Below are 22360 nucleotides of genomic sequence, written 5' to 3'. Positions count from 1 at the left end.
ATTGACGGTAAATAAGTAATTGGATAAAATCCCTTGACAGAAAGGCAAACATCGTGTAATATTAGTATCTGTCGGGGCTACCCTGTCACACGGCCTGTTGGAGAAGTGGCTTAACTCACCAGCCTTTCACGCTGGCATTCAGGGGTTCGAATCCCCTACAGGTCAGACCCTGGATGATTAGCTCAGTTGGGAGAGCATCTGCATCACACGCAGGGGGTCGGCGGTTCGAGCCCGTCATCGTCCATATTGGCGCAGTAGTTCAGTTGGTTAGAATGCCAGCCTGTCACGCTGGAGGTCGTGGGTTCGAGTCCCATCTGCGTCGTTTGCCTCGATAGCTCAGTCGGTAGAGCAAGGGACTGAAAATCCCTGTGTCGCTGGTTCGATTCCGGCTCGAGGCACTAAAAAACGGTTTTTGAGTTTTTCCTCGGAAGCCGTTTTTTGTATTTCTCATACTTCTGTTACCGGCTAAAATATCGGCACTTGTAGTGGCGGTTTCTTCCCGTATCCGTATGGTAGAGGGCTAGGGGGACGGCTCTGGGCTTTTGCCCCAAAAAGGCCGTTGCTCGCGGCAAGACCCTCTGTCGTCTAAGCGGGCAGCGCCCTAGGGCCTATCAGCGGATATAGGCCTATGATGGTCTTTGACAAATTGCCCACAGATTTTTCAAATGATTTTTTAGGACCTTTTTATCTTGACAATTGTGTTTTCGTGAGCTATACTTATTATCGGTCTTTCACTTGGAGAGATGTCCGAGTTTGGCTGAAGGAGCACGACTGGAAATCGTGTATACGGGAAACCGTATCGAGGGTTCGAATCCCTCTCTCTCCGTACGCAAGCCCTTGCATTTATTGCAAGGGCTTTTTTGTTGTTCGCTTTAGCATGAATAAACCACCAGCTATGCTGGTGGTAGGAATTTTGGGGTTATGGGCATTTCACTATAAGAGCTGAAAAAATAGACAAGTTGACTTGTGATAGATAAAGCCTGTTTTCCGGAGACGACAGGTGTAGGCTTAGGATTTTTTTGCTTTTCCAGCCTTTTCCGGTGGGATCATCTGCCAAAATGGAGAATATTATTAAAATAAAAAATATTAATAATGCGGAGGAGTTATTTATCCACATAATATTATAAAGTTTAAAAAGGCAGAATTGTGTTAGAATTTATTGATATGCATATATAGTAAAGTATGACCGGTGAAGTCACACTAGTAAATTCTAAAAATAATTAAAAATAATTTAAAAAAGGCTGTTATAATACTGAAAAACGATGGTAAGTTAACAATAGAAAGAGGAAGTCAAAATTTAGAGGATTTAATTTTATGTAAGACGATGAAAGGAGACCGATGATGGCAACGTTAAAAGATGTACCCTATGACGAACTTACCATTGGATCTACTGCTAAATTATCAAAAGTCATTACAGATGAAGATGTGCGCCGTTTTGCGGAAATTTCCATGGACAGAAACCCCATCCACTTGGATGAAGAAGCGGCCGAAGCCTCTATTTTTGGACGGCGTGTGGCTCACGGTATTTTAGCTGCCGGATTGATTTCCGCGGTAATCGGCACACAATTGCCCGGTAAGGATACCATTTATCTGGGGCAAAACTTAAAATTTACAGCGCCGGTTTATTTAGGAGATGAGATTACTGCACAAGTTACTGTTGTCGATAAACGAGATGATAAGCACATCATTACCCTGAAAACGGAAATTGAAAATCAGGATGGCAAGATTGTTGTAGACGGAACTGCTACAGTACTCAAAAAGTAAGGAAGGGTTTATATGTCTGATAAAAATAATAATTTTTTTACCCAGTGGATGCAGGCGCAGAAAGATATGATGGAATTTTGGCAAAAGAATATCATGCCGGCCGGCTCTGCCATGGGCGTCCCGGGGATGGAATGGATGCAAAATTGGTGGAATAATATGGCCACGGCCTATATGCCCAATGGCGGTCAATTCCCCTTTTTCAAAGCGCCACAGGATTTTGGCCAACCTCTAAAAAACAGCATGAATTGGAGTTACCAGCTCTATGACTTGTGGCAGAAACTTTATATGGAAAAATTGGAGCCGGGGCAGGAAGCCTGGAAAGACCTTTTGGAACAATACCAAAATAAGAGCATGACTTTTGTACAAAATAATATGATGGATTTTTTGCCAAAAGAAATGCAGGAAACCATTACCCATGCCCAATCCTTGTTTGATGCTTCCACCAAAGCTTTGAGTGACTTTTTCGGGCCTTGGGTGGATGCCTTTGTACCGATGGGCAAGGGCATTATGCAGGGGTCTATGAAGGATCCGGAAGCTTTTTTGAAGGCCTTTAATGTGTGGAAGACGACCTATCGGGAAACCTTTGGCAAGCTTCTGAACATGCCCATGATGGGGATATCTCAGGAAACCCAGGAAATGCAACTGCAATATTTGGATCGGATGATTACCTTTATCACTTACTACGTTGAATTGATGGTGCAGATTAGCGATGTGGCCAAAGAGTCCATGACGCAGGTTTTTGAAGAAACTGCTGAAAGTATCAAGACCGGCAAGGGACCAAAAACGTATGAAGAATTCTATGATTTTTGGAAAAACACCCTGTCGTCTGTTTTTGACAACTTGTTCTATTCTGATGAATTCAGTAAACTGCTGGCAGAAACCGTAAATGCCGGTATGGATATGAAAATTTTGCGCAACAAAAATGTAGAGGCCTATCTGAAAGAGTGGCCCATTCCGGTGAAAAGCGATATGGACAGCTTGTATAAAAAAGTTCACGATTTGCAAAAAGATGTTCGGGACCTGCAAAAAATGCTGGCCGATTCAGAAAAAACCGCTGCAAAAGACGACAGCAAATAAATTTTGCCGATAGGGAGGATTTTCCGTGGAAAATTTAGAAACGAGAACCGTAGAAGATATTTGGCAACGCAGCATGTATATGAGAAGCAAAATGCTGAATGGCCTGGAAGTGCTGATGAATGTGGACATTTCCGGATCAAATGCAACGGAAAAAGAGCTTATCTATGAAAGAGATAAGATGAAACTTTATCACTACACGCCGCGTGCCGAAAAAACCAATAAATACCCGGTACTGATTGTTTACGCGCTGGTGAATAAGCAGTATATGATGGACCTGCAGGAAGACAAAAGCTTGATCCGCAATATGCTTGATGGCGGTCAGGATGTTTACATCATTGATTGGGGCTACCCGACGGCAGACGATCGCTACATGACCATGGGAGATTATATCAATGGCTACATCGACCGTTGTGTGGATATTGTGGCCAAGCGGCATAATGTGCCGAAGATTAACTTGCTGGGGGTTTGCCAAGGCGGAACCTTCAGTCTGATTTATACAGCCCTCCACCAGAGTAAGATCAAAAACTTAGTCACCCTGGTTACGCCGGTGGATTTCTCCACCAATGACGGTTTGCTTTTCAAGTGGGGCAAGTATTTGGACATGGATAAAATCGTTGAAGCCAACGGCAATGTGAGCGGCGATTTTATGAACTCCGGTTTTCTCTTGCTGAAACCGTATGAGCTCATGGTGGACAAGTATGTGAACTTGATTGATGACTTGGACGATCCGGCCAAGATTACCAACTTCCTGCGCATGGAAAAATGGATTTTCGACTCCCCGGACCAAGTGGGGGCAACCATTCAGGAATTCATCAAAGATATGTACCATGAGAATAAACTGGCAAAAGGGACCTATACCTTGGAGGATGAGCCGGTGGATTTGAAGAAAATCACCTGCCCGACCTTGGTCATCCTAGGCAAAAAAGACAACCAGGTCCCGCCAGCCGCCACCCGACCGATCATCGATTTAATCGGCTCTAAGGATAAAGAGTTGGCTGAGTTTGACACCGGACACATTGGCATTTTTGTCAGCCGACGCAGTCAAAACGAAGTGGCGCCGAAAATCAATGAATTTCTCAACAAACGGGCCCGGTAAGTCCTGCCATGGAGCTGTGTCATTATAAGACAATCATTTGGCACAGCTCTTTTTGTGGGCTTTAGCCAGCCATTGAATTTCTAGGCTGGTGGATAGGAGAAAGTAGACGGGTAAACGGCGGCAGCCCCCTGAAAAGCTTATAAGCTCTTCAGGGGGCTGCATTTTTTAGGATTTTTTTAGGCCAAGGCCTGCATTCCAGGCGCCGGCGATGGGGGCGGCAATGGCGTTATACGTTCTATCGGCTTGGTTAAAGGCGAAGGGGGCAATTTTAGCAAAATCGATTGTTTCTTGGCCGTTTTCTGTTGGTTTCAGGCAGGTCTTGTCGACGGCCAGGTTGATGATTTCGCCGATGAGGACCATGCCGGGGCCGATTTGCAGGCGGCTGTAAACGCGACACTCCATGACAATGGGAAACTCGTTGATTATCGGGGCGTGGACGTGGGTTGCAGGGCTAATGGTATGCCCGGCACTTGCAATTTTATCTTCCGTTTTGCCACTGGCAATCCCATAGTAATCGGTGGCGGCAACCTGGTCGCTGCCGGGGACATGAACAGTGAATTCATTGCTGTGGCGAATATTGGCTGCGGTTTGGTGATTTTCGTTGATGCAAACCATGATGCAGGGTGGGAAAGAGGCGCAGATGCCTGCCCAGGCAGCGGTCATGGCGTTGGGACGGTCCTTGTCATCGTAACTCCCGATGACGACGATGGGGGTTGGCAGGCCGGTGGTTTTTGGCCCGAAATCAGTTTTCATAGGGATCACCTCATAAAATTAAGTAGGGTCAGTGAAGCAGCTTGTGTTCTGCCGAATGATTTTCTAACAAGGGCGGCAGGCGACGAGTACCAGGCCTTCAAAAGAAAGCACTTTTTCATGGTGCTGGTTTTGTGTTTCGTATAAGCAGGTAATGGTCCCCGAATGGCCGGAGGCAGAGGCCTTTTTAGCGATGATGGTGAGCTGGGATTGAAGGGTATCGCCGGCGTAAACGGGGGCCGTCCAGCGCAGATGATCAATGCCGATGCCGCAAATGGTGCCGTCTTTATTGATATCGGACTTAACCCAAGCGCTCCAAGCGGCGGTTAAGGTGTGAAAACCTGAAGCGATGAGCCCCTTAAAGCGCGTCTTTTGGGCGGCTTCTTCCGACAGGTGAAAGGGCCTGGGGTCATAGGGCTCGGCAAAGGCGATGATTTCTTCGGCAGATAGGCTTATGGGCTTGACCGAAAAAGTCTGGCCGATGTGGTAGTCTTCAAAGTACAAGGTCATCAGCTCCTTAGGCGGGATTGGTGCGTTCAGCGCCAGTGTAACATATATTGGCAGACCTTGTCTTGACCTGGTTGGCTTTACGTGGTAAATTTGAGACAAGAGCCGGGGAGCTTGCGGTGCAGGCTGAGAGTGGGCGACGCCCAGACCCGATAGACCTGATTTGGATAATGCCAACGGAGGGAGATCTTAAGGTCCTGGCCTCACGTTGGCCTAGGGCGTTTTTTTATGCCCGGAAAGGATTACTATGTTTGGACAATATTTAACCAAGGTTCGCAGCAAAAACCCGATGGTGCACAGCATTACCAATTTTGTAACGGTTAACGATGTGGCAAATGTGCAGCTGGCTTGTGGTGCCAGCCCTTGTATGGCGAATCACCCGGCTGAAACGGCGGATATGACGGCCATTGCACAGGCGCTGAACATCAATATGGGCAACCCGACGGATACGGTTTTGGCCGGGATGGTTGCGGCCGGTCAGCGGTCTAACGACCTGGGCCATCCGGTGGTTTTAGACCCGGTGGCGGTCGGGACGACGCCCTACCGGACCTTTGTGGTGGAGACGCTTTTGCGGGAAATCCGTTTTACAGCCATTAAGGGCAATGCCTCTGAAATGCGGGCGCTCATGGGCATGGGCGGCCATCAAGGCGGGGTCGATGCGGTAGAGGCGGATAAACCGACGGAGGCGAACCTGACGGACTTTATTCAGGCGCTGGGGGCCTTTGCCAAGGCAGAGGGGTGCCTGGCGGCGGTCAGCGGTCCCCTGGACCTGGTAACAGATGGCCAAACGGCATACGTCCTGCGCAACGGCCATCCGAAAATGGAAGAGGTGACCGGTACCGGCTGCATGCTTTCCGGCTTGATTGCCGCCTTTTTAGGAGCGGCCCCGGAGGCACCTTTAGAAGCAACGGTGGCGGCCATGGCGATGATGGGCGTGGCCGGTGAAATGGCTTGGGAACGGATGCAGGCCGATGAGGGCAACGTCACTTACCGCAATCGCTTGATTGATGCGGTGAACCTTATGCGGGCGGAAGACCTGGACGCGCGGATTCGTGTTGAAAAATGTAAGGCATGAGCCTTTGTTATCTTAACGCAGGTATAGGATTTATAAGGAGGTTGTTATGAAAAAAGTATTGACCATTGCCGGGAGCGATTCCAGCGGCGGTGCCGGCATTCAGGCGGATTTAAAAACCTTTGCCGCTTACGGGGTTTACGGCATGAGCGTCATCACGGCCTTAACGGCGCAAAATACCACCGGCGTGCAAGCGGTGCTGGATGTGCCGCCTGATTTTGTGGCCGAACAGCTGGCATCGGTCTTTGAGGACATTCGTCCGGATGCGGTGAAAATTGGCATGCTGTCATCAGCGGTCATTGTCGAGGAACTGGCCAAGGCCCTAAAGGCCTACCAGGTGGATAATATTGTTTTAGACCCGGTGATGGGTGCCACCAGTGGCAGCAGCTTAATCAAGGGGGAAGCGGTTGAAGCGATGGAGACGGCCCTCTTCCCGATGGCAGCCGTCATCACACCCAACCTGCGTGAGGCGGAAGTGTTGGCCAAACGCCCCTTGCCCAGCAAGGCGGCCATGGCAGAAGCGGCTCAGGAAATTGCCCAGGAATATGGCTGTGCCGTCTTGATTAAGCGTGCTGAAGGCGCCCCTGATGCAGATGACTACCTCTACGCCGATGGGCGCGGTTTGTGGATTGAAGGCGCTCACATTGACAATCCCAATACCCACGGCACCGGCTGTACCCTGTCCAGCGCCATTGCTGCCGGTTTGGCGCAAGGGTTGGCCTTGGAAGCAGCGGTGCAAAAAGCCAAGGCATACATCGACGGCGCCATCCGGGTTGGCTTGGACCTAGGCAAGGGACGGGGCCCGCTGCACCACGGCTACCGCCAGTTCCCGGAAATCAATTGAAGCATAGATACGTCGCCCGTCTGGGCGGCGTATTTTTTATGGCTATGAATGGGCAGGTTATTGATGAAAAATATGGCCATCGGCGTAAATACCGGTTGCGAAAAGAAGCGAGCGTGTTATAATGGGCGATAAATTAAGGAGGGAGACAAATGACCAATAAAATTTTGACGACCCATGTTGGGTCCCTGCCGAGAACGCCGGACCTGTTAGAAGCCAATAAGGCACGCTACAAGAACGCCATCTCCGCAGAAGAATTTGATAAAATTATTGCTGCTTCTGTAGACAAGGTGGTTGCCAAGCAACACGAAATAGGCATCGATCAAGTGAATGACGGTGAATATGGGCATATTACTTCAGGTGCCATTGATTACGGTGCCTGGTGGAATTATTCTTTTTACAGACTGGGCGGCCTGGAAATGACCGATGAAGACCGGTGGGCACGCACAGAAAAAATCCGGTCTACGCCGGGCAATATTAAATTGACAACCTTCCCGGACCGTCGGGACCGGGAAAAATTCAGAGCTGCTTATGAAGATCCGGACAGCGGCGTCCTGGGCAAACGGAATAAGGTCGTTAACCCGGTTTTTGCCGGTCCGGTGACCTATGTTGGCGAAGACCAGGTCAAGCGTGATGTGCGGCTTTTGACCGAAGCCATGAACCGGTATGGCATTGAGCAAGGTTTTATGCCCGCCATTTCTCCGGGGGCCGCAGCACGCTTGGAGGACCGGTATTACCACGATGAAAAAGCCTTGCTTGACGCAGTGGCCGATGCCATGCATGAAGAGTACAAGGTCATTACAGACGCCGGTTTGATTGTCCAATTGGATGCGCCGGATTTGGCGGAGGCCTGGGACCAAATCAACCCGGAACCGACGGTAGAAGATTTCCAAGCCTGGCTCCAATTGCGCGTCGATGCAGCCAACCGGGCCTTGAAAGGCATTGACCCGTCGCTGGTGCGCTTGCACATTTGCTGGGGGTCCTGGCACGGACCGCACACCACCGATATTCCTTTTGAGTACATTGTGGACCAATGCCTGCAAATCAATGCCGGCAGCTTCTCTTTCGAAGCCTCCAGCCCACGCCATGCACACGAATGGAAGGTTTGGCAAAAAGAAGGCCGCTTAGGGGCCAACCGCCAGATTGTCCCCGGCCTGGTTTCCCATTCCACCAACGCTGTGGAACATCCGGAGCTTATCGCCGACCGCCTTGTACGCTTTGCAGAATTGGTCGGTCCGGACCACGTTATTGCTTCAACAGACTGTGGCTTAGGTGGCCGCTTGCACGAACAAATCGCCTGGGCAAAACTGGAAGCCCTGGTAGAAGGGGCGGCCCTTGCCTCTAAACGCCTGTTTGGCTAAAAAGTAATGGCTGTCCATTAAAATAAAATACCCCTAAAAAAATTGGCCCCCAGCGGCTGGATGTTTAATGCCAGCCGCTGGGGGCCTTTCGTGTAGGGTGTGTTTATAGGGTAAGGGACCTGGCGGTCGTCGATAGCTATTCGACGCCTTTTAGAGCCTCGACCATATCGACCTTGCGCAATTTTCGGTGCATGAGGAGCATGACCAGGAGGCTGACGATAATGGTAAAGACGACGGCCAAGAGGTAGGTAAGAACCAGGATTTTAGGGTCCATCATCACATGGGCCGGGGCCAAAACGGTGATGATCTTAAAGTGCATGAATTTGCCCAAGGGCAGTCCGATGAGGATGCCCAAGGCAGTGAGAAAGCCCGTCTCCCGGTAAATATAGGCGGTGACTTCGCCGGCGTAGAAACCGAGCACCTTGATGGTGGACAATTCTCGCATGCGTTCTTCTACATTGATGTTGGTGAGGTTGTAAAGGACCACCAGGGCCAAACTCATGCTCACGGCGACAATGATGAAAATCATCACGCCCAAGGAATCCAGCAGGGTATCCATGCCGGCAGTGGTGTCAGCGGTGCGGCTGGTGGCCAGGACGATGTCATTTTTCAGCAGCTGGCGCACAAGGGCGCCCTCATCGGTGCCGGCGGAAAAGGTCAGCATGTCTGCGTTTGCTTTTGGCAGATAGCCACGCAAGTGGGCGTAGGTGGATTGGTCCATAAAGAGGGTGTTGCCCACGTAATTTTCACACAGGGCGGTGATGGGGACCTTGCGGGTGATGCCGTAGGCGTCCTCATAGACCAAGTCATCCCCGACGCCAATCTTCATATGGCGGGCGGTTTGCTCCGTTAAGATGGCGCCTTGGTGCAGGTCCAGAGGCCGGTGGCTATGGCGGTCGCGCAAGGTCACCTGCCGGGTGAAGGAGCTGGTGTTTTCAGGCACCATGACCGCCAGGGCGATTTTAATTCCCTTGTCGGTCACCAAGTTCCCCTGGTCAACCCGGAGACGGTTACGCATTTTAAGCCGGTCGCCGGCGCTGTCTGCCAGGTCGTTCTCATACCGGGTCCGGTCGGCCTCTAAAGCGTTGGCGTCGTAAGTCACGAGCAAGTCATAATGGCTCAACTCGTCAAACTGCATGGGAAAAATATTGGATACGGCGTGGTGGAGGCTGAAGCCCATGGTTAAGAGGGCGGTACAGCCGGCAACGCCGATGATGGTCAGCAGGCCTCGCTTTTTGTAGCGGAATAAGTTGCGAATGGTCATTTTCTGCTGAAAACCCAGTCGGCGCCACAGGCCCTGCCAGCGTTCCAGCAGAATCCGGTTGCCGACGGCCGGTGCCTTGGGACGTAAGAGGCTGGCGGCGTTGTCCGACAAAATCCGGCGGGTGGCCCAATAGGCGGCCAAGGCCGTGCAAGAGAGGTTGAGCACAAAAGCCAGGGCGATGGCCACCGGGCTGACGGCCATGTGCGGTTCGGTGAAGATGAAGGAACTGCCGTAGGTCCGCCAAATTTGCGGGACCAAAATCAAGGCACCGCCCAGCGCGCCGAAAAAGGCGGCAGGCACAGCGGCGGCCACGCCGTAGAGCACGTAGACAGAGGTGATTTGCCGGTTGTCATAGCCGAGGGCCTTTAGGGTGCCAATCTGTCCCCGGGCTTCGTCAATCATGCGGACCATGGTTGAGAGGGTAATGAGCAGGGCGATGAGGTAGAAGAAGATCGGGAAAATCCGCGCCATTAAGCGGATGCCGGTGGCATAGTTGTAATAGACGTTGTAGTCGTTGTTTTCTAGCCGGGTTTCAATGGTGTAGGCGGGCATAGACAGGCGGCGGGTCGCCAATTTGCTGTCGATTAAGTCGGCCCGGGCCTTTTGCAAGCTGGCGTCACCGCGCAGCATATCCGCCAGGGAGGCGGCGCGGAAGGCATCAAAGGCGGTGCGGCCATCGGCCAGCAGCAAGGATTGTTGGGAGAGGGCCTGGCGCCCCTGGCTCAAATCAACCTTGGCCTGCTGACTTTTTACAGCCAGCTGCAATTGACCGGCGGCCAGTTGCCGGTCTGCAGCAAGCAGGTTGGCGCGGGTGTTGGCCAGGGCCTCCCCTTTTTGGCTTAAGCTGATGGCGGCTTGGGACAATTGCCGGTCGCCGTCATCCAACTTGGCCCGCTCTTGGGTCAGCTGGTTATCGGCTTGTGACACGGCGGCCTTGCCGGCTTGCAGGGCTGATTTACCGCGGGTCAAGTCTCGGGCGGCGCGGTCCAAGGGGTCTTTTTGGGCGTAGAGCAGGCTTTCCTTGGCCGCCAAGGCCACTTGGGCAGCGGAGAACGCTAGGCGGCCGGCGGCCAGGCGACGGCCTTCAGCGGCCAGTTGGTCCCGCCCGCGGGCCAGCTTTTGTTCGCCGTTGACCAAGTCCTCTTGCTTGGCGTTCAGGCGGGCCTGGCCGGTTTGCAAGGCGGTGCGCGCCTGCCGGATTTTTTCGTCTAAGGCTTGGATGGCATTGGTGAGGGCAGTCAGTTGACTTTCTAAGGTTTGTTGGCGGCCGGCGAATTCGGCTTCCAGTGCGGCCAAGGCTTGGTCACGGGCCGCTTCAATGCTGGCGATGTCTGCCTGTACCTTGCTTAATTCAGATTTTTTGGTATTTAACTGGGTGGTCCAGAGAACCCTTTCAGCCGGATCCGGTGGCGGGTTGGCGGCCAGTTTTCTCTTAAGCTGGTCGATGTCGGCGGTGAGTTGTGCTTCCCTTGTTTTAAGCGGCGCCAAGTCAGCAGCAGCTTTTTCAGAAATGGGGGCTGCCTTGGCGGCGTGGACCGTTTGTAGTTGGGCAAGGCCTGTCCGGACCTGGTTGGCTTGCTCTTGCAGCGTTTGCAACTGTTGCTCGGCCGGCGCCAATGAGCTCCGCTGACGGTCCAATTCACGCTGGGCGGCGGCCAGCTGGCGGCGACCCTCCTCTAAACGGGCGGTTTCAGCCGCCAGTTCACGGCGACCCGCATTGAGGCGGTTTTCGCCATCTTGCAAGGTGAGGCCTTTTTCCGCCAGGGCATTTTTCCCATCGAGAAGCTGGCGGCGACCCTTCTCCCACTTGTCCAGGGTACCGTCTAAGGCCCTTGAACGATCGGCCAATAGGGCGGCCTGGGTATCGAGCGCCCGACCTTTTTCGCTTAGGGTGCGGGCTGATGCCGCCAGTTGCCGACGGCCATCCTGGAGGGCCCTGTCCTTTTGCGATAAATCGGCCCGGGCCTCGTCATAGGCGGCTAGGCCTTGGGTTAATTGACGCATCCCCTCTTGCAGTTCAGCCTCACGTGCGGTCATGGCGGCGTCCTGGTTACGCAGGTCATTGCGCCCTTGGCTTTCTTTCATAAGAAAAGAGGCTTGCATTTCATCTAAGGTTACTTGATTGGCGGTCAATTGCCGGTCCTGTTGGCCGAGGGCAGCCTGCCCTTGGTTGAGCCGAGCGTATTCCCCTTCAAGAGACCTGTCACCGGCGGCCAGGCCTTCCCGTGCCTGGCGCAAAAGATTGTCCTGGCGGTCTCTTGCGCGCCGGGCAAAGCGGAGCTGGAGGTCTTTCTTGGCCGCCGGCAAATCGGTTCCGGGTGCAAAAAAGAGACGGATTATTTGGACATTTGTATCTTTAAAATGGCTCGGTAAGATCCAGCCGAAGGCATCAACCAGGCCATCGCCCATGGGAACGCTGATTTGACTGAAGGCGTCCTGTAAATGCTCCGGCGAATTGACATAGCCGACGACGGTGTAGCTTGCCGTGTCCGGTGATTGAGGGGGTTGACCGTCACCATCGGAAAAATGAATGCGGCTACCGAGGGGGTAACGGTCGGCCATTTTTGCTTCCAGGACCATTTCGCCACGTTTCCTTGGCAGGTGACCGCGGATGAGGTCCAGTTTCGGAAAATCGGCCAGGCCCTCCAGCATGATGACGTCGCGCCGGTTGGTCGTCTGCAGGGGAATCTGCGCAGCCCGGATGGCCCGGATGACGCCGGGCGTTTCAGCCGCCACGCGAACATCCTCTTTGCTCAGGCCCATGGGATGGGTAATGGTGATATCCGCCATATCGGTGGCGGCCGTATAGTCCACCAAGGTTTTTTCCATGGTCGGTCCAATAGAAATAAGCCCCACGAAGACGAAGGCGCTCAACAGCAACATGGTGAATATTGCCGCATAGCGAAGTGGCGCACCGCTAATCTGTCGCAGGGCATAGGCGCGGAGATTTTTATTCATAAGATCACCAGGCCACTTCATCAATCGAGAGGGGCGTCGGATTTAAGTCAACGCTGCGGACTTTTGCGTCAACAATGCTGATGACCCGGTCTGCCAACGGGGTTAGGGCTTGGTTGTGAGTAATGACCAAAACGGTGGTGCCGGTCAGCCGGCAGGCATCGTGTAAGAGGGCCAAGACCTCCCGGCCGGTTTGGTAGTCCAGGGCGCCGGTCGGTTCATCGGCCAAGAGAAGTCGCGGGTTTTTCACCAGGGCGCGGGCAATGGCTACCCGTTGCTGCTCGCCGCCGGAAAGCTGGGCCGGGAAATTGCCGGCCCGGTCGCTCAAGCCTACGGCAGCCAGGGTTTCAGCGGCATCTTTGGCCTTGTCAACCAATTGGGCGGCCAGCTCAACATTTTCCAAGCCGGTCAGGTTAGGGACCAGGTTGTAAAATTGGAAGACAAAGCCGATGACTTCTCGCCGGTAACGGGTCAGTTCCCGCTCGCTGTAGGTCTCCAAATGGGCGCCGTCAACGATGATTTCGCCAAAAGTCGGCCGATCCATCCCCCCTAATAAGTTCAGGGTGGTGGATTTGCCGGCACCGGAAGGCCCTACGATGATCACAAATTCGCCTTTTTCCACGCTAAAGGTAATGTGGTCATTGGCAATAATCTGGGTTTCGCCACTTTGGTAAATTTTGCTGCAGTCGATTAAATCAATGAACGGCATAGGGTCCCTCCTTTCAGCCTTGGTCTTATTGAAGGTCTTGTGGTATGATATATTTGTTCTCAGTATTATAGCAGGATAAAGTATTATTGACCATGGGAGGCGGTAGGATGTTGCCAGAGTGGCGTAAGCTTATCTTACCTGAAGAAACATTTGAAGCCTTGTACCGGAACCATATGCAGGTGGACTTTCCGCCGGCGGAATTAAAACCGCTGTCACGGATGTTGGCCTTACAGGCTTCCGGTCATTATGGTGTCTGCACCTATGGTGCAGTAGACGATATGCAGGCCTATGCTTGCTTTTATGCCGATGAACGGGCGGCGCTCTTGGATTATTTTGCAGTGGTGCGCGGCCGTCGGGCACAAGGATGGGGGTCGCAGGCTTTGGAGGCCCTTCTCCAGCACCATTCGCTAAAAACAGGGCTTATTTTAGAATGTGAAGACCCGGACTTGTCTGCCAATGTGGCGGAAGCCCGTCTACGCCGCCGTCGCATTCACTTTTATGAACGTCTGGGCTTCACCGACAGCGGCATTCGCGCGACCATTTTCGGAACGCCTTACTGGGTTTTGGAGCGGGGCCGGGTGGATGATGTGCGCGACGCCTTGGCCTATGTTTACGGGCAATTTGTTCCGGACCGGGTCCACTATGAGGCGAATGTTTTTATTCACTAAATGAGAGATTAATAGAAAGGACCAGCCATGCCGGCGTGATGTGCGGCATGGCTGGTCCTTTCTGTTTTGTGGCGTGGAGCGGGCGGTTATAGGCTGTCTGGCTCTGCCGTCAATCGGCGGATGGCATCGGCATAAATGGTCACGGCGCGGTACAGGGAACTCAAGGCAATGTGTTCGTCGGGCTGGTGGAGGTGGCCGTCTTCACCGGGGAAAAGCGGTCCGTAGGCAACGGCCCGGGGCATCATACGGGCATAGGTGCCCCCGCCGATGGATAGGGGCTGCGCCGTTTCATCACCTGACTCTTGGCGGTAAACAGCCAAGAGGGTGGCAACCAAGGGATCATCTTCCGGAATATAGTGTACCGGCTTGTCCTTTTCGCAGGGGCTTGTTTGCAGGCCGTAGTCTGCGGCAAGGGCGCTGACCTGGGCCAAAATCCGGTCCCGGTCGACCCCGCGGGGGTAGCGGATATTGATGACGAGGCGGTTACTGTCCGGCATAAAGTTGACAATGCCGGCATTCACTGTTACAGCCCCCATCACCGGGTCCTCCGCATCAATGCCTAAGCCGCTGCCATCGGTCTGTTGGTGGAGGCAGGCACTGATAAAGGCCAGCCATTGCTTGATCGGTCCGCTGGCAACATCGGCTTCCGTTAGAAACCGGGCCAAAGCCGTTGCGGCATTGATGCCTGCTTCCGGCTCTGCGCCGTGGGCGGACTTGCCTTGTAGGGTTAATACCAGGCCTTCCTCCTTGATGGCCGCCTGGCCGGTTAAGCCGCTTTTTTGCAGCCAAGTGATGTAATGATTTTTCAGGCTGGCTGCCGCATCAGGGGCAAGGGACAAGCTGGCGCGGGCCTCATCGGGGACCATATTGCTGCGTTCGCCAGCGGCAAAGGTCAAGGGTGCCGCATCGGCCGCAGGCGTCGGTGCCGTCAGGCAGAGGGTTAACATGCCCTTTTCACCGTTGATGAGGGGGAAGTCAGCGTCCGGTGAGAAGCCTAGGTCGGGCATGGGCTCGGTTTCAAAATATCGGTTCAAACAGCCCCAGTCCCGCTCCTCGTCTGTGCCCAGAATTAAGTGGATTTGCTTTTGTGGTACAAAACCGGTCTCTTTTAAGGCTAAGAGGGCATAATATGCCGCCATGGCAGGGCCCTTGTCGTCAGCGGCGCCGCGGGCATAGAGATAGCCGTCCCGGACGGTTGCCTGAAAGGGCGGCGTGGTCCAGTGACCGGTGGCGGGCACCACGTCCAGGTGGACCAAAATGCCTAAAATTTCATCGCCGCTGCCCCAAGCGATGCGCCCGGCATAGCCGTCAATATTTGCCGTATCAAATCCATCACGGTCTGCCAGGTCCAGCATATAGGCAAGGGCTGCCGCAGGTCCCGGGCCAAAGGGTGCCCCGGGGGCGGTCAAGGCGTCATCGCGCACGCTTTCAATGGCCAAGAGGCCGCTTAAATCGGCCAGGAAACGGTCTTTATCAATTGTAAATGAGGGGGAGAGTAGTGGATTTGTCATAAGGGACCTCCTTCTTGTCGTTGCCCTTATCCTATCACCTTGCTTGAACGGAAACAAATCAAAAATCGTGAAATTTTTGTAGGGCTGCTGTGACCAAAGGTTTTTCACCGGGCCCCTCCCCCAAGCAGCGATTTGCCCTAGGGATGGGTCATCCTTGCGGGGAAATTTTACCGGGCCCATACTTTTTAAAAAAACTTGACAGAACGCCTGACATAATCGACAATAAGGTGTGTATGAATGGAGTGCTGTGTGTAAAATTAGGAGGGTGATATGGCAGGTTCATTTGTGCTGTTTTTGCAGGATTTGACATCCAATCCGGCGTATGCCATTACGGTCTTCTTGGTCTTGGCAGTTATTTTTGTAAACGGCTGGACCGATGCCCCGAATGCCATTGCCACTTGCGTATCAACTCGGGCCATGCGCGCCAGACCCGCCATTTTGATGGCTGCGGTTTTTAATTTTTTCGGCGTCTTGATTATGACCCTTGTCAGCGCCGGTGTCGCCGAAACCATTTTCAATATGGTGGATTTTCAAGGTGAATCGCATTCTGCATTAATAGCCCTTTGTGCGGCATTGTTTGCCATTGTTATCTGGGCAGTTGCCAGCTGGTATTACGGCATCCCCACCAGTGAAAGCCATGCACTGATTGCCGGTATTTCCGGTGCTGCCATTGCCTTGCAAGGTGGCATCAGCGGCATTAACGGCAATGAATGGATTAAGGTTATTTATGGGCTTATCCTGTCGGTAACCTTAGGCTTCCTTGTCGGTTGGTTGGTGGTTAAACTTGTGGCCCATATTTTTAGGGATATTGATCGTCGTAAAACGGCGGGCTTGTTCCGAGGTGGACAAATTGTCAGTGCTGCAGCCATGGCCTTTATGCATGGTGCCCAAGACGGGCAAAAGTTCATGGGAGTTTTTATGTTGGGCATGTTCTTAGCCCGCGGCGAAAATCCCAGTGGCGCTTTTGACATTCCCTTATGGCTGATGGTTTTATGCTCTGCGGTCATGGGGATTGGCACGTCTATCGGCGGCTATCGGATTATTAAAAGTGTGGGCATGGACATGGTCAAAATTAAACAGTGGCAAGGATTTTCCGCTGATGTGGCTGGCTCTATCGTCCTTTTAATTGCGACCCTGGTCGGTTTCCCGGTGTCCACTACCCAAACCAAAACAACCGCTATCATGGGGGTTGGGGCAGGTAAGAGTATTTCCAGTGTTCGCTGGGACTTGGTGCGCAACATGGCTTTAACATGGCTGATTACATTCCCAGGCTGTGGGTTGATTGGCTTTTTGGCCGTCAAGGTATTCGAATTATTGTTCGTTTAAGGGTAACTTGAACAAGTATTGGAGGAAAAAATGGGCGAAGATACGAAGGAAACCAAGAAAAAAAAGAAAAATCGGAAACCGAAGAAAAACTTCAACTATTTTAAAGCCTTTGAAAAAATGGCGCGGTACAGCGTACAGGCCGCAGCCCTCTTAGAAGAAGCCACAACCAACTATAATCTGGAAATTGTCTTTGAAGACAGACTGGAAGACATTCGTCACGTGGAGCATAAAAGCGATGAAGTTGTTTATGCGATTATGGACCAAATTGTGGCAGAGTTCCTGCCGCCGATTGACCAGGATGACCTGATCAGTTTGACTTATGCCATGGATGATGTGACCGATGCCATTGAAGATGTTTTTATCTGTATCTACATGTACCACGTTGACCACCTTCGGGCACATGCGGTTGAATTCACGCATATTTTGTTAAAGTGCACCGAAGGATTGGAAGAAGCGACCAAGGAATTTGCTCACTTCAGAAAGAGCAAGCGACTTAAAGAAAAAGTCATGGCGGTGTCAAATCTTGAAAAAGAGGCGGATAAATTATTTGTTCGCGCCACCCATGATTTATTTGGAGATAAGGAAACAGACCTGAGAGAAGTTATCATTTGGAAGGACTTGTACCAGCGCTTGGAAGACTGCTGTGATGCGGCAGAAATGGTAACTAAGCTGATGGAAAAAATTCAACTTAAAAATCTCTAATAATTATTGAAACGGAGTATCTATATGCAGTTTAACCGTTACACCTTACGGCGGACCATGTTTGCAATCATTGGCTTGATTGTCATCGCATATGCTGTTTTTCATGTGGGTGATGTGGGCGTTTCAGTTGCTAAGCTGATGAACCTGCTGACTCCCTTTATCGCCGGTGCGGTGATGGCCTTTATCTTAAATGTGCCGATGCGTTTTTTGGAAAAACGGGTATTTGTAAAAATTAAAAATAAGCGGTTCAAGAAATTTCAACGGCCTTTAGCGGTGCTTTTATCGCTCATTATTGTCATTTCTTTGATTACCGTGGTGTCCGTTATTGTCATTCCTCAGTTGATTGACTCAATCACCTTATTTGCCGGAAATATGCCGGAGTATATCACGGCCTTTAATCGGTTTTTGGACCAATTGGTTGAGCGTTTCCCGGATACCGCAGAACAAGTGGACCAAATTCGCCAGACCATGCAGGACTTTTCGCCGAATAACTTGCAGGAGGCTATTTTGGATTTCCTGCGCTCTTCTCCGGATGGGGGGAGCGGTGATGAGGGTCACCTGATTACCAGTGCGGTCTTTTCAACCTTTGGCATTGTTACCAGCGTTTTCGGATTTTTAATCAATGCGGTCATTGGCTTTGCCTTTGCGATTTACGTCTTGTTTTCGAAAGAACAACTGGCCATTCAGGGGCGTCGTCTTATTTTTGCTATCTTTTCTCACGAAACGGCAAAATACGTCATTCACGTTTTCCAGGTCGGGTTTGCTAAATTTTATAACTTCCTGACCGGACAATTGTTGGAAGCCGTGATCCTGGGCAGCTTAATGTGTACCGGAATGCTGATTTTACGGTTGCCCTATGCAATAATGATTGGTGTTTTAATCGGCTTTACTGCTTTGATACCGATTGCCGGTGCAATAATTGGCGGTTTGATTGGATTTTTATTGGTGTTCAGTGTGAGCGCGACCAAGGCGATGATTTTTCTCGTCTTTATGCTGTGCCTGCAGCAATTTGAATCTAATGTGATCTACCCGCGGGTGGTGGGCGGTTCTGTCGGCCTGCCGTCGATGTGGACGCTTTTTGCCATTACCATTGGGGGATCTCTGATGGGGCTGATGGGGATGTTGCTTTTCGTTCCCCTGGTCAGTACCATCTATAGCTTGATCTCAGAAATTATTCACGGGCGCCTGGAGATGAAAGGCATTTCCAAAACGGATCCCAACATTATCTACGGTGTTCCGGACAGTAAGCGCTTAAAAAGCTGATGTGACAATTAAATAAAAAGTGGCATTTTTGCCGACTGGTTGGAAACTTCCCAGGATAACACTAAGACCGGCCCCTACGGGGGAGACAGCCTGTCTTCGTGCAGGCTGTCTTTTTTATTAAGAAAGGATTTTAAAATGCGTCGTAATTCAATAACTTACCCCTTAGCCCTGACCGCTGTTTGTGTGGGGATTAACCTTGCTCTCTGCTTTGTTAACATGCAGCTCAAACTGCCCATTTACTTGGATACGGTTGGCACCATGCTTGTTGCTGCCCTCTTGGGGGCGCCGTGGGCGGTGGCATGTGCCCTCTTGAGTGCGCTGGCCAACTCGGGGCTGGATCCGTTCGCCCTGCCTTTTGTTCCGCAGAGCATCACTTCGGCATTGATGGCAACACTGGTTTTCCGTCATCCGCGGGTTAAGCAGTTGGCGGTGCCGATTAAGGGGTTGATTGTCGGCCTTCCGGCCGCAATTATCGGTGCGGTGATTGCAGCCTATATTTTTGGTGGTGTAACGTCAGCCGGTTCCAGCTACATCTTGCAGTTTATGACCCACGCCATGGGGTTGCCCCTGGTGGCATCGGCCTTTGCCGTCCAACTGGTGACAGACTATATTGATAAAACACTGATCATCTTGTTTGTGACCCTTGTCGTTCGACGGCTGCCGGGGCGCATTTTAGAGCGGCTGAAATGAATTGACAGCCTTGCTACGAATTGGTAAGAAATGCTTGACATCTTTTTTACAAAACTATGCTATACTGGCCTTGACCTGAAAAAGGGAAAAGGAGGCAGTTTATGAAAAAATCCATTATCGCAACCGTATTGATGGCAGCCCTGGCCTTTCAACCGCTGGCAGCCTTAGCCGATGCGGCCGTAGGTGACAGCATTGTCACCATCGGCGATAATTTAAATGCGCAACAACGCAATGACGTTTTACGGTATTTCAATGCGCCGGAGGGCGTTCAGAAAATTACCGTAAGCATTGATGAAGAACGGTACTACTTAGGCAATTCGGTACCGGCGGCACAAATCGGCAATAGCACCAATTCCTGCGCCATGGTGACCTATACGGCCAAGGGGTCGGGCATTCACGTAACTACCAATAACATTAATTACGTGACGCCGTCTGCCTATGAAAGTGCGCTTTTGACCGCCGGCGTTACCGATGCTGATGTTAAAGTGACGGCTCCCTTTGAAGTGAGCGGTACCGGGGCCTTAACCGGGATCATTAAAGCCTATGAGGTTTCCAGTGGCCAGCAAATTTCCGATGACGTCAAAAAAGCGGCCACTCAAGAACTGGTGACCAATGCCAATTTATCCAAGACCCTAGGTGAAGAAAAATCCACAGCAGTGATCAACGACATCAAAAAACGGATTGCCACAGAAAAACCGCAGAATGCCAACGACATTAAGGCGATTGTGGACAAAATCTTGGCAGACTACAACATTCAGTTAACAGAAGCCCAGTACAAGCAATTGTTGGACACCATCAACCAACTTGCGACCCTTAACATTGACTGGAATGCCTTGTCCAACAATCTGAACAAATGGGCCCATCAAGCCAATGACTATTTGAATACAGAAGAAGGGCAAAACTTTCTGAGCAAACTGGGCGGCTGGTTTGAAAACTTTGTCAGCTGGTTCACCAATTTAGTCAGCGGCTCATCCAACGACCCGGCGAATGACACCGGAAATGATGGGAACCAGGGTCAATAATCATGTCCCGCCACAGACGCTCCGCAGGGGCGTCTGTTTTTCATTGCCTTGTTCCTCGGAGTTATTATAGATATTGCCAGCTGGGCTTGGAGAAGAAAAGATACAATACGTCAATGGCTTTAGACAAGGCCCTTTTCAACGGAGGCTTTTAGACGTATAATTTATCTGATGTCGTTCGTTGTAAGTATTAGGAGGAAATCATGGAAAAAATTAAATCAGGCAAGACAAAAAACGTCTTTCGCTTAGAATCCGGTCATATTCTTTTAAAATTTAAGGATGATGTTACCGGTAAGGATGGGGTTTTTGATCCTGGTGCCAATGAAGTGGGCCTAAGCATTGAAGGCAGTGGGGATGCAGCGCTTAGAATGACAGGTTATTTCTTTGAATTGTTCAAAGAAAAAGGAATTCCCACCCACTATGTGGCCAGCAACATTGAAGAAAAAACCATGGAAGTTCTCCCGGCAAAGGTCTTTGGCCAAGGCTTGGAATGCATTTGTCGTTATCGGGCAGTGGGAAGCTTTTTCCGCCGTTATCACTCCTGTGTGGAAGAAGGCACAAATCTGGACGGCCTCGTTGAATTTACGCTGAAGGATGACGCTGCCGGAGATCCGCTCATCAACCAGGATGCCATGATTATGCTGGGGATTGCCAGCGCTGAAGAATATGATCTCCTGCACAAGTGGACCCGGGAAATTTCTGACTTGATTAAAGAAGTCCTGGCGAAAAAAGGCCTGGAACTTTATGATATTAAATTAGAATTTGGGAAAGATGAGCATGGCAAGGTCATGCTTATTGACGAAGTATCCGGCGGGAATATGCGGGTTTATAAAGGGGACGAATACATCGAACCCTTGAGACTGCCGGGCCTTATCCTCGACTAAAGGTCTGCAAGTTGCCTAAAAAAGACTTGTGGGATTTTTATACAGCAGCCCCTATAGGTTAAGCGCTTAACCTATAGGGGCTGCTCTGGTTTTCGAGATCAGAAGTAAGGGGGGCATTCATAGGGTATCGGTACATGGCTTGGTGAGAAGCGGCCATGGTCAACGGTTTATTCGCAAAGTTTCTTGTAGTCACAGTCAACAAGAAAAATAATAAAACTGATAACAGTTGTTCGGGTAAAAAGTTGAAGAAAATCAGATGGCTGGAGGAAGGGCGCTGGAAATATATTTTTGAGGTGGCCCTTGGGCTGCTTTGGGCAATCCGAAAGGAAGAGAGACTTTTTTCACCCGAGGCTTGTTTTTCAATATATAGAAAGGCGCATCTTTTGGGATTTAGGCTTGCATTACAAACTTGAATCTGCTATTATAAATATCCAGTCAATAAGACGGTGTGCTGATGTTGACCAAATAAAAATATAATCTTGACAAGCACGACAAATATTGGTACTATTATTTATGCCTTTTTTGATTAAGCCATAATGGGGGTATAGCTCAGCTGGGAGAGCACCTGCCTTGCAAGCAGGGGGTCAAGAGTTCGAATCTCTTTATCTCCATGAACCGAGAGGTTCAAGTTCTTTGAAAACTACACAGCAACGCATACGAAAGATATGCAGATGAGTTTTTCTGTTTATATAGAAAAGGTCATCAATTTCATCGAGAGTGAAAACTCAAGCGAAATAAGTAAGCAAACTTATACTAAACCAAAGGTTAAGTAACTAAGGGCATGCGGTGAATGCCTAGGCGCCGGGAGCCGAAGAAGGACGCGGTAAGCTGCGAAAAGCTACGTTGAGTCGCAAGCAGACCTTGACACGTAGATATCCGAATAGGACAACCCTGCCGGAGT

General features: G+C 51.1%; 18 protein-coding genes, 6 tRNA genes, 1 rRNA gene and 1 riboswitch. Of the genes, 20 read left to right on the top strand and 5 right to left on the bottom strand.

The window, feature by feature from the left end:
• Positions 1 to 91: 91 nt before the first annotated feature.
• From BLQ16_RS05840 to phaC, 8 genes are all read left to right on the top strand, one after another.
• Positions 92 to 165: transfer RNA gene (locus BLQ16_RS05840), tRNA-Glu, on the top strand.
• Positions 166 to 171: 6 nt separating this feature from the next.
• Positions 172 to 244, top strand: a tRNA-Val gene (locus BLQ16_RS05835).
• A 4-nt stretch (positions 245 to 248) separates the two neighbouring features.
• A tRNA-Asp gene (locus tag BLQ16_RS05830) sits at positions 249 to 322 on the top strand.
• A gap of 3 nt (positions 323 to 325) precedes the next feature.
• Positions 326 to 398: transfer RNA gene (locus tag BLQ16_RS05825), tRNA-Phe, on the top strand.
• A gap of 339 nt (positions 399 to 737) precedes the next feature.
• Positions 738 to 826 (top strand) — tRNA-Ser (locus BLQ16_RS05820).
• Between the two features lie 515 nt (positions 827 to 1341).
• Positions 1342 to 1764 (top strand): MaoC family dehydratase, encoded by a 423-nt coding sequence (locus BLQ16_RS05815; RefSeq protein ID WP_200781889.1) that lies wholly within the window; start codon positions 1342 to 1344, stop codon positions 1762 to 1764.
• Positions 1765 to 1776: 12 nt separating this feature from the next.
• Positions 1777 to 2841: a poly(R)-hydroxyalkanoic acid synthase subunit PhaE gene (locus tag BLQ16_RS05810; RefSeq protein ID WP_091791809.1), complete on the top strand. Its 1065-nt coding sequence runs from the start codon at positions 1777 to 1779 to the stop codon at positions 2839 to 2841.
• 25 nt (positions 2842 to 2866) lie between these two features.
• Positions 2867 to 3937 carry a class III poly(R)-hydroxyalkanoic acid synthase subunit PhaC gene (gene phaC, locus BLQ16_RS05805; protein WP_242868962.1) on the top strand — a complete coding sequence of 357 codons (1071 nt, stop codon included), beginning with the start codon at positions 2867 to 2869 and terminating at the stop codon, positions 3935 to 3937.
• 165 nt (positions 3938 to 4102) lie between these two features.
• Here phaC and BLQ16_RS05800 read toward each other — a convergent pair whose 3' ends face one another.
• Both BLQ16_RS05800 and BLQ16_RS05795 read right to left on the bottom strand, forming a co-directional pair.
• On the bottom strand, positions 4103 to 4690 hold the full coding sequence (locus BLQ16_RS05800; RefSeq protein WP_091791808.1) for a flavin reductase family protein: 588 nt from the start codon (positions 4688 to 4690) through the stop codon (positions 4103 to 4105).
• Between the two features lie 63 nt (positions 4691 to 4753).
• Positions 4754 to 5191 carry a MaoC/PaaZ C-terminal domain-containing protein gene (locus BLQ16_RS05795; RefSeq protein ID WP_159428006.1) on the bottom strand — a complete coding sequence of 146 codons (438 nt, stop codon included), beginning with the start codon at positions 5189 to 5191 and terminating at the stop codon, positions 4754 to 4756.
• A 99-nt stretch (positions 5192 to 5290) separates the two neighbouring features.
• Positions 5291 to 5396: riboswitch (TPP riboswitch) on the top strand.
• Between the two features lie 45 nt (positions 5397 to 5441).
• Between BLQ16_RS05795 and thiM the strand changes: the two genes are divergently transcribed.
• From thiM to BLQ16_RS05780, 3 genes are all read left to right on the top strand, one after another.
• On the top strand, positions 5442 to 6269 hold the full coding sequence (thiM, locus tag BLQ16_RS05790) for a hydroxyethylthiazole kinase (protein ID WP_091791806.1): 828 nt from the start codon (positions 5442 to 5444) through the stop codon (positions 6267 to 6269).
• A gap of 46 nt (positions 6270 to 6315) precedes the next feature.
• Positions 6316 to 7110, top strand: a complete 795-nt coding sequence (gene thiD, locus BLQ16_RS05785) for a bifunctional hydroxymethylpyrimidine kinase/phosphomethylpyrimidine kinase (RefSeq protein WP_091791805.1) — start codon at positions 6316 to 6318, stop codon at positions 7108 to 7110.
• Positions 7111 to 7259: 149 nt separating this feature from the next.
• On the top strand, positions 7260 to 8468 hold the full coding sequence (locus BLQ16_RS05780) for a cobalamin-independent methionine synthase II family protein (RefSeq protein WP_091791804.1): 1209 nt from the start codon (positions 7260 to 7262) through the stop codon (positions 8466 to 8468).
• Between the two features lie 136 nt (positions 8469 to 8604).
• Here BLQ16_RS05780 and BLQ16_RS05775 read toward each other — a convergent pair whose 3' ends face one another.
• Both BLQ16_RS05775 and BLQ16_RS05770 read right to left on the bottom strand, forming a co-directional pair.
• Complete coding sequence (locus BLQ16_RS05775) at positions 8605 to 12690, bottom strand: FtsX-like permease family protein (RefSeq protein WP_159428005.1); 4086 nt, start codon at positions 12688 to 12690, stop codon at positions 8605 to 8607.
• Positions 12691 to 12694: 4 nt separating this feature from the next.
• Complete coding sequence (locus BLQ16_RS05770) at positions 12695 to 13396, bottom strand: ABC transporter ATP-binding protein (protein ID WP_091791802.1); 702 nt, start codon at positions 13394 to 13396, stop codon at positions 12695 to 12697.
• Positions 13397 to 13503: 107 nt separating this feature from the next.
• On the opposite strand from BLQ16_RS05770, the gene BLQ16_RS05765 reads away from it, so the two are divergent.
• Complete coding sequence (locus BLQ16_RS05765; RefSeq protein ID WP_091791801.1) at positions 13504 to 14064, top strand: GNAT family N-acetyltransferase; 561 nt, start codon at positions 13504 to 13506, stop codon at positions 14062 to 14064.
• Positions 14065 to 14150: 86 nt separating this feature from the next.
• Here the strand turns inward: BLQ16_RS05765 and pepV are convergent, their stop codons facing one another.
• A complete protein-coding gene (pepV, locus tag BLQ16_RS05760) occupies positions 14151 to 15575 on the bottom strand; it encodes a dipeptidase PepV (protein ID WP_159428004.1) in 1425 nt (474 codons plus the stop codon).
• A 270-nt stretch (positions 15576 to 15845) separates the two neighbouring features.
• On the opposite strand from pepV, the gene BLQ16_RS05755 reads away from it, so the two are divergent.
• From BLQ16_RS05755 to BLQ16_RS05715, 8 genes are all read left to right on the top strand, one after another.
• The gene (locus tag BLQ16_RS05755; RefSeq protein WP_091791799.1) at positions 15846 to 16901 is read left to right on the top strand and encodes an inorganic phosphate transporter; all 1056 of its coding nucleotides are present in this window, start codon (positions 15846 to 15848) and stop codon (positions 16899 to 16901) included.
• Between the two features lie 30 nt (positions 16902 to 16931).
• A complete protein-coding gene (locus BLQ16_RS05750) occupies positions 16932 to 17603 on the top strand; it encodes a DUF47 domain-containing protein (protein WP_091791798.1) in 672 nt (223 codons plus the stop codon).
• Between the two features lie 24 nt (positions 17604 to 17627).
• Positions 17628 to 18866 (top strand): AI-2E family transporter, encoded by a 1239-nt coding sequence (locus tag BLQ16_RS05745; RefSeq protein WP_091791797.1) that lies wholly within the window; start codon positions 17628 to 17630, stop codon positions 18864 to 18866.
• Positions 18867 to 19001: 135 nt separating this feature from the next.
• The gene (locus BLQ16_RS05740) at positions 19002 to 19556 is read left to right on the top strand and encodes a hypothetical protein (RefSeq protein WP_091791796.1); all 555 of its coding nucleotides are present in this window, start codon (positions 19002 to 19004) and stop codon (positions 19554 to 19556) included.
• 101 nt (positions 19557 to 19657) lie between these two features.
• Positions 19658 to 20578, top strand: a complete 921-nt coding sequence (locus BLQ16_RS05735; RefSeq protein ID WP_091791795.1) for a DUF1002 domain-containing protein — start codon at positions 19658 to 19660, stop codon at positions 20576 to 20578.
• 200 nt (positions 20579 to 20778) lie between these two features.
• Complete coding sequence (locus tag BLQ16_RS05730; RefSeq protein ID WP_091791794.1) at positions 20779 to 21459, top strand: phosphoribosylaminoimidazolesuccinocarboxamide synthase; 681 nt, start codon at positions 20779 to 20781, stop codon at positions 21457 to 21459.
• A 538-nt stretch (positions 21460 to 21997) separates the two neighbouring features.
• Positions 21998 to 22070, top strand: a tRNA-Ala gene (locus BLQ16_RS05720).
• A gap of 152 nt (positions 22071 to 22222) precedes the next feature.
• A 23S ribosomal RNA gene (locus BLQ16_RS05715) occupies positions 22223 to 22360 on the top strand; the annotation flags it as partial.

Source organism: Peptococcus niger, from assembly GCF_900101835.1.
GTDB classification, from domain to species: Bacteria; Bacillota; Peptococcia; order Peptococcales; family Peptococcaceae; genus Peptococcus; species Peptococcus niger.
Note: the sequence above shows the minus strand (reverse complement) of the source record. Positions and strands in the feature narration are given on the sequence as shown.